Origin of the sequence: Bacillus sp. BB081, from assembly GCF_008368895.1 — a bacterium.
GTDB lineage: Bacteria > Bacillota > Bacilli > Bacillales > Bacillaceae_G > Bacillus_A > Bacillus_A wiedmannii.
On the sequence record NZ_QOZX01000041.1, the window covers coordinates 189,488 to 215,399 of the forward strand.

Genomic DNA, 25,912 nt, shown 5'->3' on the forward strand with positions numbered 1-25,912 from the left:
GATGGCAAAATATACAATCGTTGATAAAGATACTTGTATCGCATGTGGTGCTTGCGGCGCTGCTGCACCAGACATTTATGATTATGATGATGAAGGTATTGCATTTGTAACGTTAGACGATAACCAAGGTATCGTTGAAATTCCAGATGTATTAATTGAAGATATGATGGATGCATTCGAAGGTTGTCCAACTGACTCAATTAAAGTTGCTGATGAATCATTTGATGGCGACTCTTTAAAATTCGAATAGTCTTTTATTAACTTCAAAAAATATCCCTCATTAATATGAGGGATATTTTTTGTTTTCTATTTTCATTCTACTTAATAAAAAACCACTAGTAGTTCCATACTACTAATGGTTTTATTTTATATTTTATGCATTTTTCATTTTTGCAAACACCCATACTTTCAGGCGTGAGAATAACGCTACAAATACAATTGTCACAACAATTCCTTTAATCAAATTAAATGGTAAGATTGCCGTTACAACCGTTGTTCTTATAGCCTCGCTAGACATAGCTGGTGAATTTAAAAACCAAGTGTAAGCTGGGAATATAATGATGTAATTTAATACACTCATAATGAGCGCCATTGTAATTGTCCCTAGCATTAATCCTGTCGTTAAACTCTTAACAGTACGATACTTTCTAAATAAGAAAGCTGCCGGTCCAATAAATAAACATCCTGCAATAAAGTTAGCAATTTCTCCAACTGGCACTCCCGTTAAACTCCCTTGAATCCCGTAATGTAGAATATTCTTTATCGCCTCTACAATTATCCCTGCAACTGGCCCAAAAATAATTGCTGCAATTAGAGCTGGTACATCACTAAAATCAATTTTTAAAAATGGCGGAAGCCCTGGAAACGGGAAATCCAACATCATCAGTAAATATGCAATACTACTTAGCATCGCTACACTCACCATCTGCACTACACTGTTTTTTTGTTTCATCTTTCTCTCTCCTTTTCCATCGATCATCTCATGGAAAGTGGAAAGGTTCTGCTATGCCTACTTTTTCATAGAACGAAAAAACCCTTTGTGTTTTACACAAAGGGAGAATTTAAGGCACATCAAACAGACGTTCAAATCCATATCTTTTTTGAACGCTTGAACCTCCATCTTCTCCCATCCAGACTATACTGTCGGCTTTGGAATCACACCAAATCCTGCCTTAACGGCTCGCGGGCTTAGAACAAAATCACATATAGTTCATCACCGCCGGTCGGGATTTTCACCCTGCCCCGAAGATAGACCGATATTCTATTTTCCACTTTATTATACAACAACATAATCGTATTGTGAACAAAAAAAGTGTAACTTATTAAAAATAAGTTATTAATTTTATATAATTAAAACCAATCACTATATTTTACAATACACCCCAGATTTTTTAGTATTCGGCATTTCCCCTATGAATCCCCTAGTCATATATAATGAAAAGTGATAAGATGTTGAATTGTTAAGATAAGAACATTTTCTGGATTATGGAGGAAATGTCATGAAAAAAGAAAAGAGACACTCTATTCGAGAAGCAATGAAAAAAAACTTAAGAAAAGAATACTTTTACTTAAAAAAAGAATTACTTTTCTACTGTCCAATTGATTTAGGCACATTCTCAAGCGAGACATACTATGCTGCTTTCGATGAAGATGGCATCAGTATTTATCAGTATGATAAAAAAACAGAGAGTAAATTAAAACTGTGTGAGCGTCACCCGTGGAAGAGCTGGAATAAAGTGAAGGTGGATCATTATTTGACAACTTCTCAATTTATTTTTCAAGGTGAGCGAAACTGGATATTATCCCTTTTCCAAAAAGGAAAAGAAGCTCAAAAAATAATTGAAGAGCACACATCTTTACAAACTGAAGTTGTTTCCCGCTCTTTCTTAAAAAAACTTCCAGGGTTCCGTTCTAATGCACCGTTGAATAAATACATCGGCAGCATTTGCTACACTGCACTTATTGCATTTTTATTAAAATGGATGATTCCATTTCAAGCACCACAAATCGCCCTGTACTCCATTTCAATCGGTTGTATGCTTCTTGGTTTACTTTGTTTGACAATCGGTTTAATTGAACCGACTATTGTACTATTTCGAACGAACGAAAAAACAAGAACGAAAGTATTTTACTTATATAGCTACTTAGCTATTTCTGGATTTATATGTGTCTTTATTTTTTGGTAAAAAAAAGAGCTAGTTTAACTAGCTCTTTTTTTACTTTACGTATAATTGTTGATTTGGATAAATCCGATCTTGCTGCAGTCCATTTTTATCTTTAACTTCCTTAACTGACATACTAAATTTCCGTGCAATACTAACTAAAGTGTCCCCTTTTTGGACGACATATAAGGATGAGGAAACAACTTCATTTCTCTGTTCATTTAGAACAAGCAATGGATTCATCGCATTCTTTTTCGCCATCGTCCATCTTCCTTGATGAACTTCTAAATGTAAGTGTGCACCTCTCGATTCTCCTGTATTTCCTACTTCTCCAATTATTTCTCCTTTTGAAATATAATCCCCTTGAACTACATATCTCTTATTTAAATGCGCATACACGGCCTCATATTCTCCATGTTTAATAAATACAACGTTTCCATAACTACTTGAATAATAAGACTTTGTTACCTTACCTTCTTGAATAGCTGCCACAGGCGTGCCAATCGGTGCCGCTATATCTATACCGTAGTGTTTTCCATGCCTTGTCCCAAAATAATCACTTATCTGCCCTTCAACAGGCCATGTCCATTGATTTCCCTCTGCGTACACATGTAATTGAGATAAAAACAATACCGTCAATAACATGACGCCACATTTTAACACTTTCATATACATCCTCCGTTTTCTAATTAACACCATACCTTCTCTTATTTTGGTATATTACAGAAAAAAGTATACAAAAAAAAAGAAAGTGAATCACTCCACTTCCTTCTCGTTTTTATCACGAAAAACGATTGCACTGCGATTATACTCCACATCTTTTACTTGTAATCGAGCGTTTATTACTCTAGCTACCGCAAACAAATAATCAGATAATCTATTTACATACTTTAGAACAACTTTATTTATTTCCCCTTCTTTTTGCAAGGACACTACACATCGTTCTGCTCGCCTTACAACTGTACGTGCAATATGAATAGCAGCTGCGGCTTCGCTTCCACCTGGTAAAATAAAACGCTCTAACGGCGGTGCTTCTTCTATATACGAATCAATCCTTCTTTCTAAGCTTTCAACCATTTCAACCGTTACTTTATAAGGAATTTTCCCCTCTACTATCGCCAAGTCTCCCCCGCAATCAAATAGTTCATGTTGAATATTTTCAAGTTCATTGTAAATATCTCCAAAAGATCCGCCTTGTAGCTTAGTCATTGCATATCCAATATGAGAATTCGCCTCATCTATCGTGCCATATGCTTCAACTCGGATATTATCTTTATCCACTCTGCCGCCTATTACACTTGTTGTCCCTTTATCTCCTGTTTTCGTATATAATTTCATCGCTTCACGACACCCCTCTTGCTATTCTTCATTCGACTAAGATAGAAAAAAAGTTCTACTGTTATTTATTTAATTGATTTTACAAAAAAATAAAAAACAGTAGAACTTTATTCATTATCAACTTTAAAAACGTATATCTAAATTATACGATTCGATAAATATACAGAGAATGTAGTTCCCTCTCCAACAACACTTGAAACAGCAATTTTACCATCATGGCCTTGCACAATATTTTTTGCAATCGCAAGCCCGAGCCCCGTTCCACCTTTTTTCCCACGTGTTCTTGCTTTATCAGCTTTGTAGAAACGATCAAATAAAAATGGAATATCTTCTTCTGGAATACCAGCGCCCGAATCTTGTACTTCAAAAGTAAGACCATTATTTTTCGTATTAATTACAAGCGTTACATGTCCGCCTGCATTCGTATGACGAATTGCGTTATCAATTAAATTCGTCAATACTTGTTCCATACGATCTGCATCAAACGGGTATTGTTCAATTGGATTCTGGAAATCAACCGTTAATGCGACTTCTTTATCCTTTGCAATTCCTTGGAATTTACGACCTATTTTTTCAACGAAAGGATGAATATCAACTTCACCTATATGTAACTCTACATTACCACTTTCCATACGCGCTAAATCTAATAGTTCATTTACAAGTTTACCTAAACGAACAGATTCATCATAAATAATTTGAACGAACTCATTAATTTCTTCTTTCGTTTGCACAATATCATCTAAAATCGCTTCACTATACCCTTGAAGCATTACCATCGGTGTACGAAGTTCATGTGATACGTTTGCAATAAAGTCTTGACGCATCTTCTCAAGACGGCGTTCTTCCGTCATATCACGTAATACAGCTACAGCGCCACGAATTTTCGTTTGGTTGTAAAGCGGCGTCATAAGAACTACATAGTTCCCTTTTTGTAAATTAATTTCAACCACTTGTTGTTGTTCACTTTCTACAACGAGATGGAATAGTTCAACAAGTTCAGAAGGTAGTTTTTTACTGAGCTCTACTTCCTTTTCCTCTTGCCAAACTTGTAAGAAATGTTCAGCCGGCGGATTAATTACAACGACTTCACCTTCTTGATTTAACGTAATAACCCCATCTGCCATACTACTTAAAATACTTGCTAACTGTTCTTTTTCTTGCTGCAGAGCATTCATATTAAACTTCAACTGTTTCCCCATTTGATTTAAGGCCGTTGCAAGCTCACCAATCTCATCCTGAGATACCATAGGTGCTTTCGCATCAAACTTCCCACGCGCGACCTCAAAAGCAACCTCACGCATTTTACGGAGTGGTGCTGTAATTCGAGTAGATAAGAAGAATGCAAAGAACGTTGTTAATATAATCGCAATCCCTGCTGATAAGAATATAAAATCAGTCGTTCTTTCCATACCTTGTATCGGTACTTGTAAAGATTCGTATACAAACACTGCACTTTGATTTTTTGACTGTACTGGTTTTCCGACAATCATAATATCATTTTCAGTATTTTTATTCTTTCTACTATTAGAGGCTTTTCTAATGTTATTCTTAATTTCTTTTTTGTCTGTAAACACAGCCGCTAATTCTTTATCTTCTTTTAAGTCATCCATTGTAAGAGTGACTAAACCTTCTTGTTTCGGTGAAGAAGATATTTCTTTACCATCTTCTACAATAATGATCCTTGAAAGTGGATCAGAGAATTTGTATGCGATATTCTCAATCGTTTTTACATCGGCACCTTCTTCAATTAACTCTGAAACACTTGTTGCAACTTTTTGAAGCCTAGCTTCACTCATATCAACATAATATGTTCTAAAAAACTGTGAAAGTAAAATCGCAACAAATCCAAGCACGAACGAAACGAGAAGTAATATGGTCATCCATAACTTCCCTACTACACTTCTCCAAAGCATCAGTCGTTCACAACCTCAAACTTGTAACCTACTCCCCAAACGGTAACAATCATCTTCGCAGCATCGGGTGATTTTTTACTTAACTTCTCACGTAAACGCTTTACATGCGTATCAACTGTACGTAAATCTCCGAAGAATTCATATTGCCATACTTCTTTTAGCAATTGCTCACGATCGAATACTTTATCAGGCGCTTTCGCTAAGAATAATAGTAATTCGTACTCTTTTGGTGTTAAATTCACCTCATTACCATCTGCTGTAACACGGTGTGCATCATTATCAATTGTTAAATGAGGGAATACAGTAACATCTTTTGTCGTTGTATCTTGTGTAAAGAACGTTGTTGGTACAGAACGGCGTAAGACCGCTTTCACTCGAAGCACTACTTCACGTGGGCTAAATGGTTTCACAATATAATCATCAGTTCCTACCTCAAACCCTTGTACTCGATTTACTTCTTCACCTTTTGCTGTCAACATAATAATTGGCGTCGCTTTCTTCTCACGAACCCCTTTACACACTTCGATACCATCTTTACCAGGCATCATAAGATCTAATAAAATTAAATCATAATCATTTTGCAGCGCCATTTCTAAAGCTGTATCACCATTGTCTGCTTCTTCAATTGTGTATTGTTCTCTCTCTAAATACATTTTCAACAAACGACGAATACGATCCTCATCGTCTACAATTAAAATTCTTGATTCATTTTCCATTTCTACCCGTTGCGTACTTTTACCACAACGGTTCACACCTACCCTTCTATACTATTATGTTGCGCTATTCTCGTTTATTTAAGCAATCTTCTAAATGTTTCACTTCCCATATTATGCTTCACAAGAATAATAAAGTTTGTTCAATTTTTTTCCAAAACTATGTATTTTTTTTGAACAGTATATAATGTCCTCGACATCATTTTACAAAATCAACTGCTACTTTGTCATGTTTTTCTCAAAAAAGAAGAAAAGTTGACAAAAATAAAATAGGAAAGTGACATACACTCTCCTATTTTATTTCTCTATGCGTATGAATGTAAACCCGCGATAATTAAGTTTACTACAATAAAGTTAAACATAATGATTGCAAAACCAATTACAGCTAACCATGCTGACTTCTCTCCGTGCCATCCTTTTGATAAACGTAAATGTAATACCGCCGCATAAAAGAGCCAAGTAATAAGCGCCCAAACCTCTTTTGGATCCCAGCCCCAAAAACGTGTCCACGCTATTTGAGCCCAAATCATGGCGAAAATTAATGCACCTAATGTGAAAACTGGGAATCCAATTGCAATAGAACGATATCCTATTTCATCTAACAAATCGCTATTCGTATTTTTCACTAACGGCTGAAGTGCCGCTGATACTCGTTTACGTAAAATTAACCTTAATACGATATAGAGTAACGTTCCGACTAACACTGACCAAATAACAGTATTTAATTTTTTCGCATTTACAATCGCCGGAACTTCAACTGTCGGCTCTAATTTATTTTCTGTCAGTAACTTCCCTTCATGCGGCCCCACTAAAGCTGGAAGATTGTACTTCATTTCCACTTGTTGTTCATTTTTATCAATCCATTGAAACTTCGCTTCATATTTCATACTAGAAAATACCGTTGTTACTCCAATAAACCCAACTGTACAAACAAGTGTGAATACTACCGTCTCTAGCCAAAATGTACGTTTACTTTTCACTGATTGATCTACATTTTTCAATAAATACATAACGCCCGTAATAAAACTAATTGCTAAAATTGCTTGTCCTGCAGCCGCAGTCGTCACGTGAATATGTAACCAATTACTTTTTAAAGATGGAATAAGCGGTGATATTTCCCTCGGAAACATACTTGCATAAGCAATTAATAAAAGCGCAACCGGTAATGCAAATAGTCCGATTATACTTACGCGGTACATAAAGTACATGGCAATAAATGCTCCGACAAGCATCATGCCGAAAAACGTACCAAATTCAAAAAAGTTACTAACTGGCGCATGACCTGATGCGATCCACCTTGTTACAAAATAAACTGTTTGTGCAATAAACCCTAAAATTGTAATCGTTATTCCTACATTTGCCCATTTATGACCCTTTTCTTTAATTGCTCCCCCAAAAAATAGAGTGGCAATTAAATATAAAATAAATGCGGTAAAGAGAAAGTTACTACTTATTTGCACCATATCGTTTCCCCACCTTAACTAATTTTTTTATCGACTACTTTATCATTTGGTTGCGGAATTGCTGTACCTTCTAGTACTCTTTCAATATCTTTCTTTAAACCGAACCAGTTTTTATTCGTATGTCCTGCAATCCACCATTCATCATTAACGCGTTGTATCCAAATACGGCGATGATTCCAATACATTCCTTGAATGACACCAACCATAAATATAAATCCTCCAATACCGAGAATCCAAAGTGTTAAATCTTTCCTTACAGTAAGTGCTGTTGCATTTTGCATTTCCACGCCTGCAAACGACATTTTATATTTATTATTTCCATCAGGTTCTATATTTTGCTGAATACCAACAAAACTCACTTCACCATCTGGTGTTTCAGGCGTAAACATTTTAAATACAAATGCAGGGTTGTTTGGTAATTTTGTTTTTGTATTTGGTCTTCCATTCTCATCAAAATAAAAATCAGGGAAATAGCTTAATAGTTCTAAAGAATAACCATTTCCTAAATCATATTTTTCTGCAGGGTTTGTTAAATCAACTTTAATCGGTCCCCACTTTTGATTATTTTCTTTATTTTGCAAACGGAAGGACATACTTTTAAATTCATTTTCTCTATAACTCAATTGATAAACAGCAAATTGATCAAATTTCAGCGGTTCATTTACTCGAATTTCAACTTCTTTTACTTTTTCCAATTTTGGTTTTTGTCCAGCTATCTTTTCACCTACCGCTTTATATAATACGGCATTCGTTTGGAAGTTTTTCGCAATCATTTTATCACCTACACGGTCAATTGCTTCATCAAAAACTTCCTTGTCCTTACTTTTATCATAAACTTCCTTTATAAACTTCTCACTTTTTAAATAATATTGGCCATCCGTCCCTGGTATTTCTTTCGTTTCACCATCACGTAACCAAAGCGTTTCATCTACATACATACTCGGTAAAAAACGAAGCATCGCACCGAATAAAAAGATAATAAGACCGATATGATTCACATATGGACCCCAGCGTGAAAACCGTCCCTTTTCCGCCAAAATATTTCCGTCTTCCACTTTCACGTTATAGTTTCTTTTCTTTAAATTCTTTTGCACTCTTTCAAGATCACCATCTTGCGGTGTACCAGTACCGTATAATCTTTGTCTCTTTAAAAAGCTAGGGTGTCTTTTCACCCCTTGCTTCTTTAAAGCTTTATAAAGTGGAATGACACGGTCTAAGCTACATATCACAAGTGAAATACCAATTGAAGCAATTAAAATCATATACCACCATGAACCGTATAAATTATTAAATCCTAATTGATAGTATAGTTGCCCTAAAAATCCGTATTCTTGCTTATAATATTCAGCTGGTGCAATTCCTGGAGTTATGTACATTTCTTGCGGAAAAATAGTTCCTATTGCTGATGCAGCTAAAGTGATTACAATGAGCCATACACCCACTTTTACAGAAGAGAAAAAGCTCCAAATTTTATCGACTATCGTTTTTGTTTGTGTGAGAGATCTCCGAGCACTCCCCTCATAACGCATATCCAATAGTTTTATATTTTCATTGCTTTCAAATGGTTTCCCACATGCTTCACAAAAAACAGTTCCTATCGGATTCACATGTCCACATTCACACTTAATTTCTTTCAACACTCTCACCGCCCCTATATCTATATGTACTATTGTATATTCTACCCTCAAGTTACCGCAATACTCAGAATTTTTAAATCAAAGACGCTATAGGTAAGCGCCTCGTATGTAAAGGCTTTCTTTATTACGGAGTAATTTTCTTTAAATACTCTTCCAATTGTTCTATCGTTTGTTCACCTTTAATCTCTTGAATCACCTTACCATCCTTATCAATCAAGAAGCTTGTTGGTAACGGTATTACTCCATACGTTTTTATAATTTCTCCACCTTTATCAATTGCGACTGGGAACTTAAGATCGTATTGTTTCACAAAATTCTTAACAGCAATATCCGTTTCATCTGCATCTAACGCAATAATTTCAACGCCTTTTTCTTTATACTTTGGATATAATTCGTTCATATAAGGCATTTCTTTTTCACACGGTTTACACCAAGTGCCCCAAAAGTTTAAAAATACACCTTTTCCCTTTAAATCTTTTAATTCAATTTTCTTTCCTTCTAAATCTGTTACAACAAAATTAGGTGCTTCTTTTCCGATTTGCATTTTCTCTTCTTTAGTGAAATATCCTTGATAAAGTGTAAATCCTACAGCACCGCATAAAATGAGTAGAATCATAACGCGAAATAATAAGCGATTTTTTTTCATATTGTCTCCCCTCTCTTCGACGAGTGATGAATATATGTATTTTTTAATAAATCACCAGCGGAGCATTCCACTGGTGAAAGTTTCACACTATCGATTAGCGCGGCTTTGTAGAAGCCAATGCACGTAATTGTTTCACCTCATGTGGTGACAATTCTCTCGCATCACCAGGTCGCAAGCTACCCACTTCTAAAAAGGCGTAGCGTTCACGCTTTAGTTTCACTACTTTACAATCTAACGCTTCAAACATGCGGCGTACTTGACGATTACGTCCTTCATGAATCGTTAATTGTACAATCGCAGTCTCTTTACGCTTGTCCCAAGAAATAATTTTCACTTGTGCTGGTGCTGTTTTCCCATCTTCTAATGCAACACCTCGTTCTAACATGCGAATTTTCTCACCTGTTAATGGCCCTTTAATTTTTGCAACATACGTTTTTTCAACTTTATATCTTGGATGCATTAATACATTTGCAAATTCCCCATCATTTGTCATCAATAATACACCAGACGTATCATAATCTAAGCGTCCGATTGGGAATAAACGTTGTCTAATTTCAGGGAAAAAGTCTGTTACAACACTTCTTCCTTTATCATCTGATACACTTGAAATTACGCCAGTTGGTTTATATAGTAAAAAATAAATAGGTTCTTCTTTTTCAAGAGGGATGTTATTTACTTCTACTTTATCTTGAGGAGTTACTTTCGTTCCTAACTCCTTCACTATTTTTCCATTCACTTTTACTTTTCCTTGCTGAATTAATTCCTCAGCCTTTCTTCTCGATGCAATACCTGCTTGCGCAATCACTTTTTGTAATCGTTCCATTTCTTTTTTTCACCTCGAATTTATCTTACCTTACATTAGAAAGACTTGGCAACCGCATACGCTTGACGGCTATTCGCTTCATCTTACTTAAACAACATAGCGATGATAATAAACATATAAAGGGCAAATCATCTTTTTACCTTTTATTATTGTCCATATTCTTCATATTGCTCACAATAAAAGTTCATCATTTTGTCAAAAATACCGCATAAAAAAACCACTATTAAGCAACACCTTAATAGTGGTCGTATACGTATTATAAGCGAAATAGCATAAAAAATGAATAGCCGCCTTACTTAAACATTAAAGAAACAAACACAATTGAACAAATAATCCCGATTAAATCGGCAAAAAGTCCTACTTTTAATGCATCTCCCATTTTTCTAATTCCGACAGCTCCGAAGTATACTGTTAAAATATAAAAAGTCGTATCTGTACTCCCTTGCATCGTAGAAGCCAATCTTCCAATAAACGAGTCTGGCCCATATGTGGCAATTAAATCGGTCGTAATACTTAAACCAGCAGAGCCTGAAATAGGGCGTATAAGTGCTAGTGGAACAATTTCTGCTGGGACATGAATTAAATCTAACATCGGCTTCATTACTGATATCATTGCATCTAACGCTCCAGATGCCCGAAAAATCGAAATAGATACAAGCATTCCAACCATAAACGGTAAAATAGAGATCGCAATTTGAATCCCTTCTTTTCCCCCCTCAACGAACGATTCATACGTCGGCACTTTCTTTATCGTGCCATATAAAAGGATAAAACCGATTACACAAGGGATTACCCATAATGATATCGTATTGACAATACTCATTTTTTCCGCCCCTTCCTACTCCTTCTTCGGTAAAAATAGCGGTCAATCCAAATCGCTCCGATCATAGAGAGTACTTGTGCAATGAATGTTACCCCAACAATTTCAGTAGGATTCGCTGATTCATACGTCATTCGAATCGAAATGACAGTAGTAGGAATTAAAGTAATCGCTGATGTATTTAATGCGAGAAACGTCACCATAGAACGGCTCGCCGAATCCTTTCCTCCATTTAACTCTTTCAATTGTTCCATCGCTTTAATACCAAGAGGGGTTGCTGCATTCCCTAATCCAAAAAAGTTCGCCATCATATTCGATAAAATAAATCCCATTGACGGATGATCTTTCGGTATTTCTGGAAACAACCTTTTTACTATCGGCATAAAAAGTGACACTAACTTTTTTAACAACCCTGCTTCCTCTGCAATTTTCATTAAACCGAGCCAAAATACTAATACACTAATAAGTCCTATACAAATTGTTACTGCATCTTTTGCTCCGTCAAATACGGCTTTATTTATTGCTTCCATCGTTCCATTTATCATGGCATATACAATCCCTATGACTGCCATCGCTACCCATACGAGATTAACCATCGCTCCCAACACCTATCATATGAGAAAAAATTTCTTTCACATTATTCCAATACATTCCCGTTGTAGCTACTAACTTTCGTTTACTATAAAATAAATTCCGTTCTCCAACTTTCTCATTGCCAACATAAATTTCCGTCTTTCCAACTTTTACGCCATCATTAAGTTTTGCACTTTTATCGAGTTCAACTTTTAATACGACATTCTTTCTTTCCTGCTCAGTTAATGGCACCGCAAAACTATTTTTCGTATATACATGATTGGCATATTTCTTTTCAGTTATTTCAGCAAGAGCTCCTTGTCCTACAACGTTCGTTTGCTTGAAACGTTCAAAACCTTTATCAAATAAATTCATATGATCATCCCAATCGCTAGAAGCGCTCAAAGTTACGACAATTAGATCTAGTCCATCTTTTGATGCTGTTGTAACAAGTGTCCGTCCTGCTTTCTTCGTAAAACCTGTTTTTCCTCCTGTCGCAAATTCATAATAAGATGTCACGAGTTTATGTTTGTTTTTCCACGGATAATCCCACGAATCTGATTTATACGTTTTTGTCCCAAAAATCTTCTTAAAGGTTTCATTCCCCATTGCATACTTTGTTAAAAGTGCCATATCATAGGCTGATGAATAATGGGATCCATCTCCATCCAAACCATGTGGGTTTGAAAAGTGAGTATCTTTCATTCCAATTTGTTTCGCCTTTTCATTCATTAAATATACGAACCCTCCTATACTTCCTCCTACATTTTCAGCAATTACTTGTGCTGCATCATTACCAGATCTAAGCATGAGTCCGTATACTAAATCCTCTAACTTCACTTTCTGTCCAGGCTTTAAATAAATTGCTGATCCTTCTACTCTCACCGCTTCATTACTAACCGATACCATTTCTTTCATTTTTCCTGATTCAGCAGCTAACAAGGCTGTCATAATTTTTGTTATACTAGCAATTTTTTGTGGTTCATGTTCTGCTTTTCCGTATAATACACGACCGGACTGTTGCTCCATTAATACAGCATTTCGAGCACTGACATTACTGTTCATCTTTGCATATGTAGGAATTGGTATAACGCTTGCATACATAATAAGAAGCGTGATTATTACACAAATTCGTCTCATATTTTCCCCCACGTCCTTTTGGCACTTTTTGTACAAGTGTATGCTTGGCCTTTTAAAATATGAACGAAATCTCTTTCTCCTTCTAATAAAAAAGACGCAGAGAACCTGCGTCTAATACGGTGTCCATTCAATTTGTTTCGCACTTTCAAATCTTTTTTCTACATCAGGCCAATTTACAACATTCCACCAGTTTTTAATATATTCATCTTTTCGATTTTGGTATTGTAAATAATACGCATGTTCCCACACGTCTAGCACGAGGAGCGGTATCGTATCCCATTGTGTAAATAATTGATGAAGTGTACTCTGCAAAATTTCTAACCTTCCAGATCGTGGTACCCAAACGAGAAGCGCCCAGCCTGATCCTTCCACTTTAGAAGCTGCTTCTGTGAAATGTTTTTGAAAACGTAAAAAACTCCCAAAATCTTGTTCAATCTGTTGTGAAAGAGCCCCTCTTGGACTTCCGCCACCATCTTTTTTCATGTTATTCCAAAATATCGTGTGTAAGTAATGACCTGATCCATGAAAAGCCGCTTCTCTTTCCCAATGCTTAATTAAATCAAATTGATTTGTTTTTCTCGCTTCTTCCATCATTTTCTCTGCCTTATTTAATCCTTCCACGTAACTGCGATGATGTTTATCATGGTGTAACATCATAATTTCTCTAGAAATATACGGTTCTAACGCATTATATGGATAAGGTAATGGTGGAAGTGTATGCCCTCCAATTGGAACAGCTCGTTCACTATCCCCTCTTTCATATAGTTCATATTCCTCTTCTCCTTGCACGAATACTTCCTGCAAATGATGCTGAATATGTTCTACATCATCACTTATTTCATACATAAACTCTGCATCTGTATCATACTCATGCTCTTTCATACGATCTAATAACGTTTGAATTTTATAGGCAAGCATATGGACATCATACACTTCCATTGCACGGCTATCTAATACGTGAAGAACACTTTCACACCAGCTTTCTACTTCATGAAAGTAATCTGTAAATACACCTTGCTGACTCATGTTACACCTCCTTAATGCTATCCCCATAAATATATTCAAAGGAAATCCCTTATATAACTTTACAAAAGGAAAAGAAGCTAAGTCCTCTTAGCTTCTTTTTCACAATTAATATTTGTGTAACATCTTTGTTTGGTAATCCGTCTCATAATATTCTAGTTCTTCACGCATCAATTGAAATTTTCCTTCTAAACTCTTCATCACTTGCTCTATAGATGCTGGTGGCGTTTGTTGAAAAACGATGGAGTTTTTCCCTGTATAGGCAGACCGACTATTTTCATACCAATGATCACTCTTTGGTGAGAAAAACTCTGCAATTACTTGATGATAAATTTTATATAAAATTTTCTCAGCTGCTGTTTTTCGAAATGGCTGGCTATTTAACAAAACAAAACATGCATCATGTCCTTCTTCACAAAAAACGAGAAGACGTCTTATTGATGCTAATAACCCTTTATAATATTGCTCGTTCCCTGCTGGTTTTTCTTCTAATAAAGAAGGCAACGTATGATAATTTACATAATTGGTTATCAAAGTAATAACATCTTCTAAAAACATAGAAACTTGTTCTGTTTGATTTTCAACCATTAGATTAGACATTTTTTCCCTCTCCTTTGCCATTTCACGCTATTTCTACTCTTTTATTTTTATGTAATTCAGCTAATATTTCTTGTACTTTCACCACTGTTTCCTCATCAAAATATTGTTGGAATGCTTCTATATTATTTAAATATAAACGTTTTTGCATGCGATGCTCATTCTCTTTCAGTAAACAACATATCGCTACAATATCCCGTAAATATATGTCTTGTTCTTCTACTTTACATACTGGATTTCCTTCAAAAGGAGTAATTTCTTGTAAAACTTCTTCAAAATATCGAACGTATAAAACGGAAAAAGTTCTCTCTTTATTATTTAATATATATGTCACTTCAGATCTATTAAAGAAATCTTCTGATGTATTAGGTTTCGCTTTCTCTAACTCATATCCCGCATAACCTATTATAATCATCTACTTCCCCTCTCTTCCTTCTTTCAATTCATTTTAACTTAACTTTCTGATAAACGAAATACTCTTTTAAATATAACCCATATAAAAAATAGCTTCCCTATACAGGAATTTACCTTTTTATTTTTCTTGAAGTTTGTCATAATAATATTATTGTCTCAGTTTTCTTATACAAGGAGAGTTGTATTTATGTCGTTTTCATGGAAACGTTTCTTACAAATCGGGAAAATTATCTTCCCATTTGTTGTATTAACAATTGTATTCTTTCAAGCAAAAAAAGAATTAGCAGGCATTTCTTTTTTAGAAGCAATCAATACAATTAAAAACATTCCAACCGGAGGAGTCTTTTTAGCAATTACACTTGGTGCATTTGCCGTATCAACAATGTTCTTTTATGACTATGTTATGCTTCGTTATTTAAAAGCTGATATACCAGTCCAAAAGATTTTTCGTATCTCATGGATTGCTAATACTTTAAATGGATTTATTGGGTTTGGTGGTCTCGTTGGAGCTGGTGTACGCACAATGCTTTATCGTCCATACATAAAAGAAAATGGCAAACTTATTAAAAGTATCGCCTGGATGACAACTGCTTTTATTAACGGACTCGCAATTCTTTCTTTCCTCGGTCTTATTGGAATATTAGACACAAGTTTTATTTTGCATGAAAAACCGTGGCTATGGCCTGTTCTTATTTTCTTCGCCCTTTTCGTCCCTATATACATTGGCTTTTCTAAACTAAAAAATAGAAAACCAAAGCAAACCGAAGGGCAAGAAGAAGGGGAAGAAGAGAAAAATCCGACTGTTTTATACTCATTAGTTTCATTAGTTGAGTGGGTATCTGCCGGTATTGTTATGTACGTCATACTAATATTATTTGGTATCGATATCGAATTTCAAAAGTTTTTAGGTGTGTATGTAATTGCTGCTTTAGCTGGTGTTGTTAGTCTTGTTCCTGGTGGACTTGGTTCATTTGATCTTGTCTTTTTAACTGGGCTCGGACAATACGGCATTGATACAGGCGTATTACTACCTGCTATGTTATTATATCGCCTCGTCTATTACATTTTACCTTTCTGCCTTGGTCTTATTTTTGCAGCTTTTGAAATGACAGGCGTGGCCATTAAAAAGTTTGAAGATAAACCTTTTATTGCGCCTGCATTAGAAACAACTGGTGTTATATGGACTTTGCAGCGTGATTTTCTAGGAAAACTAGGTTCATGGGCCTCTGCTGCTTTAACAGTATTTGCTGGATTAATGGTTATTTTATCAACCATTCTACCGACAAGTATAAACAGAGCACACGCCTTACATATTCTAGCTCCAAAACATCTTATTCAATTTTCTTTTAGCTTATCACTAACATTTGGTATTCTCCTCCTGATCCTTTCGCGAGGGATATATTATGGAACAAAGCGTTCTTACTATATGACGATTATTTCTTTAATCGGAGCAGCCATCTTTAATACGCTAAAAGGGATTGATATTGAAGAGACGTTTATTTTATTAATCGTACTCGCTGTATTATATATGCTTCGTAAAAGATTTGTACGCGAGAAAATGGAAGTCTCACTTTCTGATATGGTAAAAGTTTTTATATTCTTACTCATAACTTTATATTTATATAAAAACTTAGGTATTTTATTTGCAGGTGCAAAAGAAGCTTTTAAACCTGATTTTGTCGTTCGTAATATTACGCAAGTGAAACGAAGTGCATTAGCAGCTGCCTTTTTCGTTCCTACATTTTTACTGATTGGCTCACTCATTGCCAATCGTTATCGAAATGAATTTCCCGGGCAACCAGCTAATGATAAAAGGTTGCAAAACTTTTTAGATGAACACGATGGTAATGTACTTAGTCATTTAGGATTTTTAGGAGATAAACAATTTTTCTTCAGTAGTGATGGGAAAGCGCTCCTTCTCTTCTCTATAACTGGAAAACGTCTCGTTGTGCTAGGTGATCCAATTGGGGACCCTTCCTCCTACCGTACTGTGTTACAAGAGTTTTTAACTGAGGCTGATCGATTTGGATACATTTGTGTATTCTACCAAATAGAAAGTAAATGGATGAGTTTATATCATGATTTTGGTTACAACTTCTTTAAACTTGGTGAAGAAGCTGTCGTTGATTTGAACACATTTACAATAACAGGAAAAAAACGAGCCGGTATGCGAGCGACTTTCAACCGTTTCGAACGAGAAGGCTATACATTCTCTATTCATCAGCCACCATTCTCAAACGAATTATTTGAAGAGTTAAGAAAAGTTTCAGATGCGTGGCTCGGCGGAAAAAAAGAGAAAGGTTTTTCACTCGGATACTTTGATCGTGAATATATTAGCCGAGCACCTATCGCTACATTATGTGATGCTGATGGAAAAATCATTGCATTTACAACCTTTATGCCCGTATATCAAGACGGATCATTGTCTGTTGATTTAATGCGCTATTATCCAGATGCACCTAGCGGCATTATGGATGCAATTTTCATCCACCTATTCCAGTGGGCAAAAGAAAATGAATTCCACTCCTTTAATATTGGTATGGCACCACTTTCAAATGTAGGTTTATCGACACAATCTTTTTGGTCCGAACGAGTTGCTGCTGCCATCTTTAATAATGTTCGTTATACGTATAGCTTCAGCGGGCTACGTCATTTTAAAGAAAAATATAAACCAGCATGGAGCGGTAAATATTTAGCATTTAGAAAGAATCATTCTTTACCAATTACAATGCTCTCTGTAACAAAATTAATAGGAAAAAGAAAAAACAGCTAAACATTTAGCTGTTTTTTCTTTTTTGAACTTGTACAATAAATTCTTTTTCATGTTTCTTACCATTTATATAGAAATCTCCCCATATTTTATACGTTCCTTCTATAGGAAATGTAATACGGTATTGTAATTGCTCATCTGTATCAACAGGTATTGCGTATAAAAAGTTTTCTCTCGTTTCGTCCATGATATAGAGCGCTTCCACTTCTCCTCTCTCTGAATGTAATTTCAATTTCTCACCCTTTTTCGCTTGGAATTGAAATGTTAACGTCGCTGGTTCATTCGGATGCAATGCACCAAATAATAGAGAAACTTCATACTCCCCTATTTTTTTTGTAAGCACACTATCGATTGGAAATTTTACTTTTTTCTTATTTTTCTCCTCTATTTCTCTCCCAAAATCTTTCTTCGCAAATGATTTCACAGACTTGTTTTTGTCTTCATATAAAAATATTGTATATCTTTCATCTTTCGCTATTTTGGAAGATACCTTATATGATCCATTCCCTGCAAATGTAGGTTTCATTTGTTGTACATGTTTTAATTGTCCGTCTACAATAACTGCCCGAATTTGATCATTCACACCACGAACTTCGTTATTTTTATTATTTAGCAATTGAAACAAAATATCTACTTTCTCATTTCCTTTTCCATTTGACACATCCCATTTTACTTCCTGAACATCACCTACAGTCTCTGTAGTTTCCTGATACTTTTTTATGTAAAATCCGCCTACTACAATAAATAGCAAAGCAACAAGTCCAATGACAAGATTTTTCAAAACATCACCTACCATTTTTATTGTCTCTGTTCATACAAAACTTCTTACATATATATTCTAGATTATGATTTATGAAATCCTCCTGCTTTGCACATATTACAAATAATTAAAAGATTTTAATTGAAAGGATTGATAGTGTATAATGCAAATGATATTGATTTCTATCAATACATTATAAGGAGGACTTTTCATGAGTGTACATATTGAAGCAAAACAAGGCGAAATTGCTGAATCTATTCTATTACCTGGTGATCCATTACGTGCAAAATATATCGCTGAAACATTTCTAGAGGACGTTACTTGCTATAATAACGTGCGTGGTATGTTAGGTTTCACTGGAACTTATAAAGGAAAACGCGTATCTGTTCAAGGTACAGGTATGGGTGTTCCTTCTATTTCTATTTATGTAAACGAATTAATCCAAAGCTACGGAGTTAAAAATTTAATTCGCGTTGGAACTTGCGGTGCGATTCAAAAAGACGTAAAAGTACGTGACGTTATTATTGCAATGACAGCTTGTACGGATTCTAATATGAACCGTTTAACATTCCCAGGTTTTGATTTTGCCCCAGCTGCAAACTTTGACCTTTTAAAGAAAGCTTACGATGCTGGAACTGAAAAAGGCTTACACGTTCGTGTTGGTAATGTTTTAACAGCAGATGTATTTTACCGCGAAAGCATGGACATGGTTAAAAAACTTGGAGATTATGGTGTACTAGCAGTAGAAATGGAAACAACTGCTCTTTATACATTAGCAGCGAAATACGGTGTAAATGCGTTATCTGTATTAACAGTAAGCGATCACATTTTCACTGGTGAAGAAACAACATCTGAAGAGCGTCAAACTACATTTAACGAAATGATTGAAATCGCTTTAGATGCAGCAATTCAACAATAATACATTAAAGAACTCGTCATACGTCTGTCGAGTTCTTTTTATGTGACTTTTTATTAAAAACTACTTTCAGAAGAGACAGATTTTCTCCTCTACTTTTTTGTAACGTTTGTTATAATTAAGAAATCATTTACAGTATTTCTCACAAGAGGTGACGCAGTGAAAAACAGAAGTATCGTCTTTAAACTATTTTTATTAACATCAACATTATTTACAATCATATTCCTCCTTTTTTTCTTAGGACAATCTCTATTTTTAGAGAAATTTTACATTAATAAAAAAGTAAAAACAGTTCAAACTGCTTTTGAGAAGTTCGTAAATACTTACGAAGAAAGTGGTAAAACTTATGAAGAAATTCGAAAACTAAAACAAGAATTTCATGATAAAACAAATGCTGAAATGCAGTTTTTAAATACGAACGGCATTATTAAAAGTGACAATAATTTCTACATTGATGTAATTAATCCTAAAAATAATAAAGCATATTCCATTCCACTCAATAATGTTTTAACGCCAGAAGAATATAATAAATTCGAAAACTTAGGATTGAAAAAAGATGGGATGATAAACGTCGTCGGTTTTGTACAAGATTCCACCATAACACCACTAGAATTGACAACAAACTATAATCGATGGCAAAACGAAAATGTCAACTCAGATTTTCAATCCATTAATGGAAACCCTGCTAAAAATAGACTTACAAGCCGATCCAAAACTGTGACTCAAATTGAGTTTACTGGTATCGTATCTAAGTTACAGCTTCCATCCAAAGCAGATGTTCGTCTTGCAAATGATTTTGAAACATTACAAGCCGTTCAATATTTTGCAGAGATTATTAGAAATGGCACTGCTAACTCACACCAATTAAACACTTATATAATAGATGGTGGAGAGAATATAAAAAATAGTATCTTTGTAAAACCTATTGTGGAAAATGGAAAAATTACAGAATACGCTTTTGCGATAGCATCTTTACAACCTGTTAATGAAGCGATGCTCGTTTTAAAGGATTATTATGTTTATGCCTTAATCATCGTATTTCTCGTAATTATTTTATTATCCTTCTACTACTCAAAAATCATTGTGAAACCATTAATTAAAATGAATCGCGTTACAAAAAAAATGGCCAATTTTGATTTTAGTGAAAAATTACCTGTGACAGCAGACGATGAAATTGGCGGGCTTTCCGGTAGTATTAATACGTTATCTGTAAACTTAAAAGACCGAATCGATCGATTAAATGTTGCCAATACAAAATTACAACAAGATATTGAACGTGAACGTCAATTAGAGAAAACGCGAAAAGAATTCATTTCTGGTGTATCACACGAATTAAAAACACCACTTAGTGTAATTAGAAGTTTCGCAGAAGGAATTAAAGATGGCGTTAGTAAAGATACGATGTATTACACAGATGTTATTTTAGAAGAAACAGAAAACATGAACAGACTTATTGTTGAAATGTTAGAATTAGCAAAACTAGAATCTGGTACGTACAAACTAGATATGACGACATTCTCAATCGGTGAATTAATTCAACAAGTCTATACAAAGTTATTATTTAGCATGGAGGAAAAGCATTTACAAGTGAACGTAGATGTAGACTCTTCTATATTCGTTAAAGCGAATCGTAGTCGTATTGAGCAAGTCGTTGTGAACTTACTTAGCAATGCAATTCGCTATACGCCAGATGGAGAAAAAATACACGTCTCCGTTATAGAACTGGAAGATATAGTAAAAGTCGAAATCGAAAACACAGGAAACCCTATCCCTGAAGAAAGTCTTGAAAAAATTTGGGATCGTTTCTACCGTTTAGATGCATCTCGTAGCCGTCATACTGGAGGTACCGGTCTCGGGTTATCTATTGTAAAAAACATTTTAGACCTCCACCATGCCGAGTACGGTGTATATAACACGACTAATAGTGTTGTATTCTACTTTAATTTACAAAAAGTAAAAGAAGTCAAATAATTTGTCTTAATTTCACTAGGAGTTCACATGAAATTCACACTCTCCCTTTATAGTAGGAAACAAGTTAATCCTTTCCTTTACACACATAAAAGAGGAGAGTGCGTGAAATGAAACAAGCAGGACAACCTATTCAAAATGAAAAACAATTAGAAACTATCAAAAATATACTTTTACAATCTTCGAAACGTGATGGCTTATTATTCGTATTAGCTGTAAATTCTGGCTTAAAAGTAAGTGAAATCTTACAATTAAAAGTTAGTGATGTAATCGATGAACATGAAAATGTTCGCCATTCCATTTTATTTTACAATGAAAAAGTAAAGAAACATAAATGGTTTGCTGTAAATGAAGACTTGCAGCACGCGATCGAAGACTACATGAAAGAACGTAAAACTTGGAAACGTAATGAACCATTATTAAAGTCTCAAAAAGGAACAAAATCTATTACGAGACAACATGCATGGTACATTTTAAACAAAGCTGCAAAAGAAGTTGGATTAGAAGGGATTAGCTCACATACACTTCGAAAAACTTGGGGATATTGTGCATACAAATCAGGTGTTGATATCGCATTTTTACAACACTTCTTTGATCATAGTACTCCATCAAAAACTTTAAAGTATATCGGTATTGCTTAATAACTCTTATACATAAAAAAGGTTACCATTTATAAATGGTAACCTTTTTTATGTTTCACATTCTCTTTTCTTGTCTCTCCTATATTGTAGTGGTACTCTAATAGTAAGGGGGAGAAATTATGAACACATTAACAATTGAATTACCGAAAGAAACGGCTGAAAAACTTGATTTATTAAAACAAGCTTATGAAAAGAAAACAGGTGCTTCCATTTCTGAGAGTACTCTTGTTCAAACACTTATCTCAAAAGAGTTTATCCAAGCGATAACTCCTTTTGATTTACAACAATTCGTCACTGGAAAAGAACAGCATTAATTGCTGTTCTTTTTTTTGATATTTTATTAGGAGTTTACTAGCATTCTCCCCCGAAAAACTTCTTTGCTTCAGCCAAACCTTTTATCAAGAATCTTCCTACCCGTTAATGTCTCATAAAAAGTTTTTTATTTATTTTTCGGAAAACTATTGACAATGATAATGATAACCATTATCATTTATTACGAAGCCAACAATTGATGAATCAACCAAACGCTCAGTAACATTGTTACCCCTCTTTTTCATATAGAAAGGCACTGTACATTCCCCCTGTTTGTACAGTGCCTTTCTTGTTTATTATCATTCAAACAAATTTAATTGCTCAGGCTTCGGCTCACCATATGTAATGTTCATCATTTTCATAAGCTGTTTCGCATTATCCGCTGCATCTCCGCCCGAATTATTGTTAAATAGTACATATATGTCCTTTGTCTTCTTTTTTAATTGCTCTAGTCTTTCTACCCATTCTTCTAATTCTTTATTGTTGTAGCGATATAAGCAACGAACCGCTCTCCAATTTTCCCCTTTATCAAGCCACCCATGAACATTCCTACCATGAAAACGTATTAACACCATCTCTGCATTCGTTACTTCTAATACGAGCGGTACCGAACCTATCCCGGCCTGCGGCTCATCGCAAATGGTATGAATCCATTTCTCATGTTCTAGAAACTGTATCGTCTTATCTTTCATTTCGGGATAAAACCATGTTTGATTTCGAAATTCTATGGCACACGGTAAACCTTCCATTTTTTCTTTCGTATATCGAAGAAAATCCACATTTTTCTTTTTACAATCAAACCATGGTGGATATTGAAATAAAATCATTTTTAATTTATCAGCTTCTATTAAAGGCAAAATAGATTGTTTGTACACATCAAACATCTCATCAAACGTAGAAAAAGGGATTTCACCTTTCATATGTCCTGTCATTCCTTGATATGCTTTTACTATAAAAGCAAAATCTTTCGGTGTTTCCATTGCCCATTTTGTATAGTTTCGTGCAGGTTGCATTGCATAAAATGAACTATCCACTTCCACTATAGGAAAATACTCACTATATGTTCGTAATTTATTTCTATTTTCATAGGGATCTATATATAAAGAATCATGATCTCCCCACCCTGTCACTCCAATGAAAAGCAAATATATCCCTCCCTTTTTAACTTCACCTTCTATTCATTCTACTCACTTCCCGAACACTTCTGCTAATCAATTTTATTAAGTAGCCCCTTCTTTAAGAGTATCCGTATAAAAATATGATATACTAGATGGAAGAATTTTTAAATTGAGGGGTTATTTATTTATGCTTCCAAACGATGATATTGTATCTCATGAAAAACGAATAGAAGAATTAGAAAATAAAGTACGTTTTTATGAAGAACTTGTGAATCAATTACCACATCATTTCACATACAAAAATCCAAATATTGGTTTACAAATAAAGAAAATGAGAACGACTCATTCCATTCAAAACATAAAAAAAGAGAATAAAGAGGCTGATTTTCAACTTACTTGCGATTCATTATTTTTATTTGAGCAACTTGAAACATACTTTATTCATATTTTTGATGCTTTTTCACATCATGTAACCTTTGTTGATGCTAAAGGAAATATCACTTTATGTAACCAAGCTGCAGCAGATGATTTTGGTGTAGTACGAAATGATATAATCGGAAAGCCAATTCAACAATTACTACAATTGCCAGAAGAAAAAATTAAAGCTCTTGAAACATTAAGAACGGGAACAGAAATATATAATGAAGAAGTTTTAGACAAAAACTATGGCATTTTAAATAACCGAATTATTCGTGATTATAACGGAGAGATTTTTAGAGTTATTAGTGTCTTTCATTATTTAAACACAGAACGTGATGCAGAGAAATTTTCGTTAGCAGGGCGAATTGCAGCTGGGATTGCACATGAAGTACGTAATCCGCTTACAACCGTACGGGGTTATTTACAATTTTTACAAGAAAATGTTTCTCCATCTAATAAAGAATTATTTAAAAACTTACTTATTCCTGAATTAGACCGCGCAAATAGTATTATTACAAAATTTTTAGCTATTTCAAAAACACGCGAATTTACAAGAGAACCGTTTCCTATTAATACATTTTTACGTGAGTATATTCAACAGTTACTAGCTAGTGAAGTCTTTTTACATAATATTTCCATTGATTATAATTTTTCTAACGAATTAGATGATGTATTAGTCCATATTGATCGTCATGAACTTGTGCAAGTTTTTTTAAATCTATTTCAGAACGCTGTCGATGCTCAAGGCGAAAAAAAACTTTCTATCCAAATCACTAGTTATCGCCTAGATAATTTTGTTCGTATTACTTTCACTGATAATGGAATTGGTATTCCACCAGCCATTCAAGAATATATCTTTGATCCATTCTTCTCAACAAAAGATTCGGGCACAGGACTGGGCTTGTCAGTAACGAAGAAAATTATTCAAAATCATAACGGTACATTAAAAATGACCAGTAATCAAGACGGCACAACTTTCACTATTTCAATTCCAATTTTACCTAAAACAACTCTTGAAAGATTAAATGATATAAAGGTTTCTCTAGACCTTACTTATTTTTACTAGGTGGTCCAATTTCTTATTTTTTTAGAAATGGTAGTTTGTCCATCACGAATTTAGTATAAATTTCATTTTAATATATAGTAACGACTATTGATTCTATGAAAGAAAGGAATGAACAAATGAACAATAAAAATAAAGGAAAAGTATTTTATGGTAATGATTGTTGCGAAGTCAGAGCTTGTAGTCATATTAACATCTCTAAGTCCGAACTTACAGAATTTGTTAGACTGCTTCAAGCTCTTGGTCAAGCTATTCAAGCGGTCTTTCAAAACCCTTCTCAAAACAATATCAATAACTTGATTGCTGCCCTAAATAACCTACAAAAATTCCTCAATTGCTTAGATTTGTCTCCAGCACAAAAACAAATTGGAAATTCTATTATTGCTAATCTATTAACTATTTTAAGAACAACACCTTTCTCATGCGGAGCATTGTACGTTGAGCTACAAAGCCTGCTTAATTATTTATTGTATATCGCTAAGTTATTCAAAGTAGATTGTTGTACGATCGACAAACTAGTTAGACTTATAACAGAGATCCAAACTATTCTAGTTCAATACGGATCAGGTTGCCTTGGAGGCGGAGGAGCAACAGGGGCTACTGGCGCTACTGGTGCAACAGGGGCTACCGGACCTCGAGGACCGGCGGGTGCTCAAGGTCCGGCTGGCGCTCAAGGCGCTAC

26 protein-coding genes and 1 riboswitch are annotated in these 25,912 nt (G+C 34.7%); of the genes, 9 read left to right on the forward strand and 17 right to left on the reverse strand.

Annotation, left to right across the window (positions count from 1 at the left end; all coding sequences use genetic code 11):
• The first annotated feature begins 1 nt into the window (after position 1).
• A complete protein-coding gene (locus DN394_RS18850; protein ID WP_001151994.1) occupies positions 2 to 250 on the forward strand; it encodes a ferredoxin in 249 nt (82 codons plus the stop codon).
• A gap of 123 nt (positions 251 to 373) precedes the next feature.
• Here the strand turns inward: DN394_RS18850 and DN394_RS18855 are convergent, their stop codons facing one another.
• The gene (locus DN394_RS18855; protein ID WP_000810851.1) at positions 374 to 952 is read right to left on the reverse strand and encodes an ECF transporter S component; all 579 of its coding nucleotides are present in this window, start codon (positions 950 to 952) and stop codon (positions 374 to 376) included.
• Positions 953 to 1,114: 162 nt separating this feature from the next.
• Positions 1,115 to 1,254: riboswitch (FMN riboswitch) on the reverse strand.
• Between the two features lie 245 nt (positions 1,255 to 1,499).
• Between DN394_RS18855 and DN394_RS18860 the strand changes: the two genes are divergently transcribed.
• A complete protein-coding gene (locus tag DN394_RS18860) occupies positions 1,500 to 2,186 on the forward strand; it encodes a hypothetical protein (RefSeq protein ID WP_000711800.1) in 687 nt (228 codons plus the stop codon).
• Positions 2,187 to 2,216: 30 nt separating this feature from the next.
• On the opposite strand, the gene DN394_RS18865 is transcribed toward DN394_RS18860, so the two are convergent.
• From DN394_RS18865 to DN394_RS18930, 14 genes are all read right to left on the reverse strand, one after another.
• Positions 2,217 to 2,831 carry a peptidoglycan DD-metalloendopeptidase family protein gene (locus tag DN394_RS18865; protein WP_000866129.1) on the reverse strand — a complete coding sequence of 205 codons (615 nt, stop codon included), beginning with the start codon at positions 2,829 to 2,831 and terminating at the stop codon, positions 2,217 to 2,219.
• Positions 2,832 to 2,918: 87 nt separating this feature from the next.
• Positions 2,919 to 3,500, reverse strand: coding sequence for a cob(I)yrinic acid a,c-diamide adenosyltransferase (locus DN394_RS18870; RefSeq protein WP_060489586.1), 582 nt, complete (start codon positions 3,498 to 3,500; stop codon positions 2,919 to 2,921).
• A gap of 137 nt (positions 3,501 to 3,637) precedes the next feature.
• Positions 3,638 to 5,413: a sensor histidine kinase ResE gene (resE, locus tag DN394_RS18875; RefSeq protein ID WP_149294110.1), complete on the reverse strand. Its 1,776-nt coding sequence runs from the start codon at positions 5,411 to 5,413 to the stop codon at positions 3,638 to 3,640.
• Positions 5,413 to 6,129 carry a DNA-binding response regulator ResD gene (gene resD, locus DN394_RS18880; protein WP_000426862.1) on the reverse strand — a complete coding sequence of 239 codons (717 nt, stop codon included), beginning with the start codon at positions 6,127 to 6,129 and terminating at the stop codon, positions 5,413 to 5,415. The genes resE and resD overlap by 1 nt, the downstream gene beginning before the upstream one ends.
• 302 nt (positions 6,130 to 6,431) lie before the next feature.
• Entirely contained in the window at positions 6,432 to 7,589 is a 1,158-nt protein-coding gene (resC, locus tag DN394_RS18885; protein ID WP_149294111.1) for a cytochrome c biogenesis protein ResC, read from the reverse strand.
• Between the two features lie 14 nt (positions 7,590 to 7,603).
• Positions 7,604 to 9,229, reverse strand: a complete 1,626-nt coding sequence (resB, locus tag DN394_RS18890; protein WP_149294112.1) for a cytochrome c biogenesis protein ResB — start codon at positions 9,227 to 9,229, stop codon at positions 7,604 to 7,606.
• Positions 9,230 to 9,350: 121 nt separating this feature from the next.
• Positions 9,351 to 9,872: a thiol-disulfide oxidoreductase ResA gene (resA, locus tag DN394_RS18895; protein WP_000742211.1), complete on the reverse strand. Its 522-nt coding sequence runs from the start codon at positions 9,870 to 9,872 to the stop codon at positions 9,351 to 9,353.
• Between the two features lie 94 nt (positions 9,873 to 9,966).
• The gene (rluB, locus tag DN394_RS18900; protein ID WP_046955231.1) at positions 9,967 to 10,695 is read right to left on the reverse strand and encodes a 23S rRNA pseudouridine(2605) synthase RluB; all 729 of its coding nucleotides are present in this window, start codon (positions 10,693 to 10,695) and stop codon (positions 9,967 to 9,969) included.
• Between the two features lie 292 nt (positions 10,696 to 10,987).
• Positions 10,988 to 11,518, reverse strand: coding sequence for a spore maturation protein SpmB (gene spmB, locus DN394_RS18905; protein WP_000029511.1), 531 nt, complete (start codon positions 11,516 to 11,518; stop codon positions 10,988 to 10,990).
• Positions 11,515 to 12,111 carry a spore maturation protein SpmA gene (gene spmA, locus DN394_RS18910; protein WP_000247806.1) on the reverse strand — a complete coding sequence of 199 codons (597 nt, stop codon included), beginning with the start codon at positions 12,109 to 12,111 and terminating at the stop codon, positions 11,515 to 11,517. The genes spmB and spmA overlap by 4 nt, the downstream gene beginning before the upstream one ends.
• Complete coding sequence (gene dacB / locus DN394_RS18915; RefSeq protein ID WP_141475000.1) at positions 12,104 to 13,228, reverse strand: D-alanyl-D-alanine carboxypeptidase DacB; 1,125 nt, start codon at positions 13,226 to 13,228, stop codon at positions 12,104 to 12,106. The genes spmA and dacB overlap by 8 nt, the downstream gene beginning before the upstream one ends.
• Before the next feature lie 111 nt (positions 13,229 to 13,339).
• Positions 13,340 to 14,254: a superoxide dismutase gene (locus tag DN394_RS18920; RefSeq protein WP_000082674.1), complete on the reverse strand. Its 915-nt coding sequence runs from the start codon at positions 14,252 to 14,254 to the stop codon at positions 13,340 to 13,342.
• A 105-nt stretch (positions 14,255 to 14,359) separates the two neighbouring features.
• Positions 14,360 to 14,851 carry a YpuI family protein gene (locus tag DN394_RS18925; protein WP_000067570.1) on the reverse strand — a complete coding sequence of 164 codons (492 nt, stop codon included), beginning with the start codon at positions 14,849 to 14,851 and terminating at the stop codon, positions 14,360 to 14,362.
• A 22-nt stretch (positions 14,852 to 14,873) separates the two neighbouring features.
• The gene (locus DN394_RS18930; RefSeq protein WP_000583791.1) at positions 14,874 to 15,263 is read right to left on the reverse strand and encodes a hypothetical protein; all 390 of its coding nucleotides are present in this window, start codon (positions 15,261 to 15,263) and stop codon (positions 14,874 to 14,876) included.
• Between the two features lie 186 nt (positions 15,264 to 15,449).
• Here DN394_RS18930 and mprF point away from each other — a divergent pair, with 186 nt between their 5' ends.
• Positions 15,450 to 18,035 carry a bifunctional lysylphosphatidylglycerol flippase/synthetase MprF gene (mprF, locus tag DN394_RS18935; protein WP_097994158.1) on the forward strand — a complete coding sequence of 862 codons (2,586 nt, stop codon included), beginning with the start codon at positions 15,450 to 15,452 and terminating at the stop codon, positions 18,033 to 18,035.
• A 4-nt stretch (positions 18,036 to 18,039) separates the two neighbouring features.
• On the opposite strand, the gene DN394_RS18940 is transcribed toward mprF, so the two are convergent.
• The gene (locus DN394_RS18940) at positions 18,040 to 18,828 is read right to left on the reverse strand and encodes a hypothetical protein (protein WP_149294113.1); all 789 of its coding nucleotides are present in this window, start codon (positions 18,826 to 18,828) and stop codon (positions 18,040 to 18,042) included.
• 175 nt (positions 18,829 to 19,003) lie between these two features.
• Here DN394_RS18940 and deoD point away from each other — a divergent pair, with 175 nt between their 5' ends.
• The 4 genes from deoD to DN394_RS18960 all read left to right on the forward strand — a co-directional run bounded on the left by deoD (position 19,004) and on the right by DN394_RS18960 (position 22,631).
• Entirely contained in the window at positions 19,004 to 19,711 is a 708-nt protein-coding gene (gene deoD, locus DN394_RS18945) for a purine-nucleoside phosphorylase (protein ID WP_000110707.1), read from the forward strand.
• A gap of 156 nt (positions 19,712 to 19,867) precedes the next feature.
• The gene (locus tag DN394_RS18950) at positions 19,868 to 21,679 is read left to right on the forward strand and encodes a sensor histidine kinase (protein WP_000797535.1); all 1,812 of its coding nucleotides are present in this window, start codon (positions 19,868 to 19,870) and stop codon (positions 21,677 to 21,679) included.
• A 107-nt stretch (positions 21,680 to 21,786) separates the two neighbouring features.
• The gene (locus DN394_RS18955) at positions 21,787 to 22,317 is read left to right on the forward strand and encodes a tyrosine-type recombinase/integrase (RefSeq protein WP_000806231.1); all 531 of its coding nucleotides are present in this window, start codon (positions 21,787 to 21,789) and stop codon (positions 22,315 to 22,317) included.
• A 119-nt stretch (positions 22,318 to 22,436) separates the two neighbouring features.
• The gene (locus DN394_RS18960) at positions 22,437 to 22,631 is read left to right on the forward strand and encodes a DUF3924 domain-containing protein (protein ID WP_001094861.1); all 195 of its coding nucleotides are present in this window, start codon (positions 22,437 to 22,439) and stop codon (positions 22,629 to 22,631) included.
• Positions 22,632 to 22,928: 297 nt separating this feature from the next.
• Here the strand turns inward: DN394_RS18960 and DN394_RS18965 are convergent, their stop codons facing one another.
• Positions 22,929 to 23,774, reverse strand: a complete 846-nt coding sequence (locus tag DN394_RS18965) for a DUF72 domain-containing protein (protein ID WP_000897337.1) — start codon at positions 23,772 to 23,774, stop codon at positions 22,929 to 22,931.
• 160 nt (positions 23,775 to 23,934) lie between these two features.
• Here DN394_RS18965 and DN394_RS18970 point away from each other — a divergent pair, with 160 nt between their 5' ends.
• Both DN394_RS18970 and DN394_RS18975 read left to right on the forward strand, forming a co-directional pair.
• On the forward strand, positions 23,935 to 25,233 hold the full coding sequence (locus tag DN394_RS18970; protein ID WP_149294114.1) for an ATP-binding protein: 1,299 nt from the start codon (positions 23,935 to 23,937) through the stop codon (positions 25,231 to 25,233).
• Positions 25,234 to 25,328: 95 nt separating this feature from the next.
• The coding region (locus DN394_RS18975; protein ID WP_149294115.1) for a collagen-like repeat preface domain-containing protein at positions 25,329 to 25,912 on the forward strand (584 nt) is incomplete at its 3' end.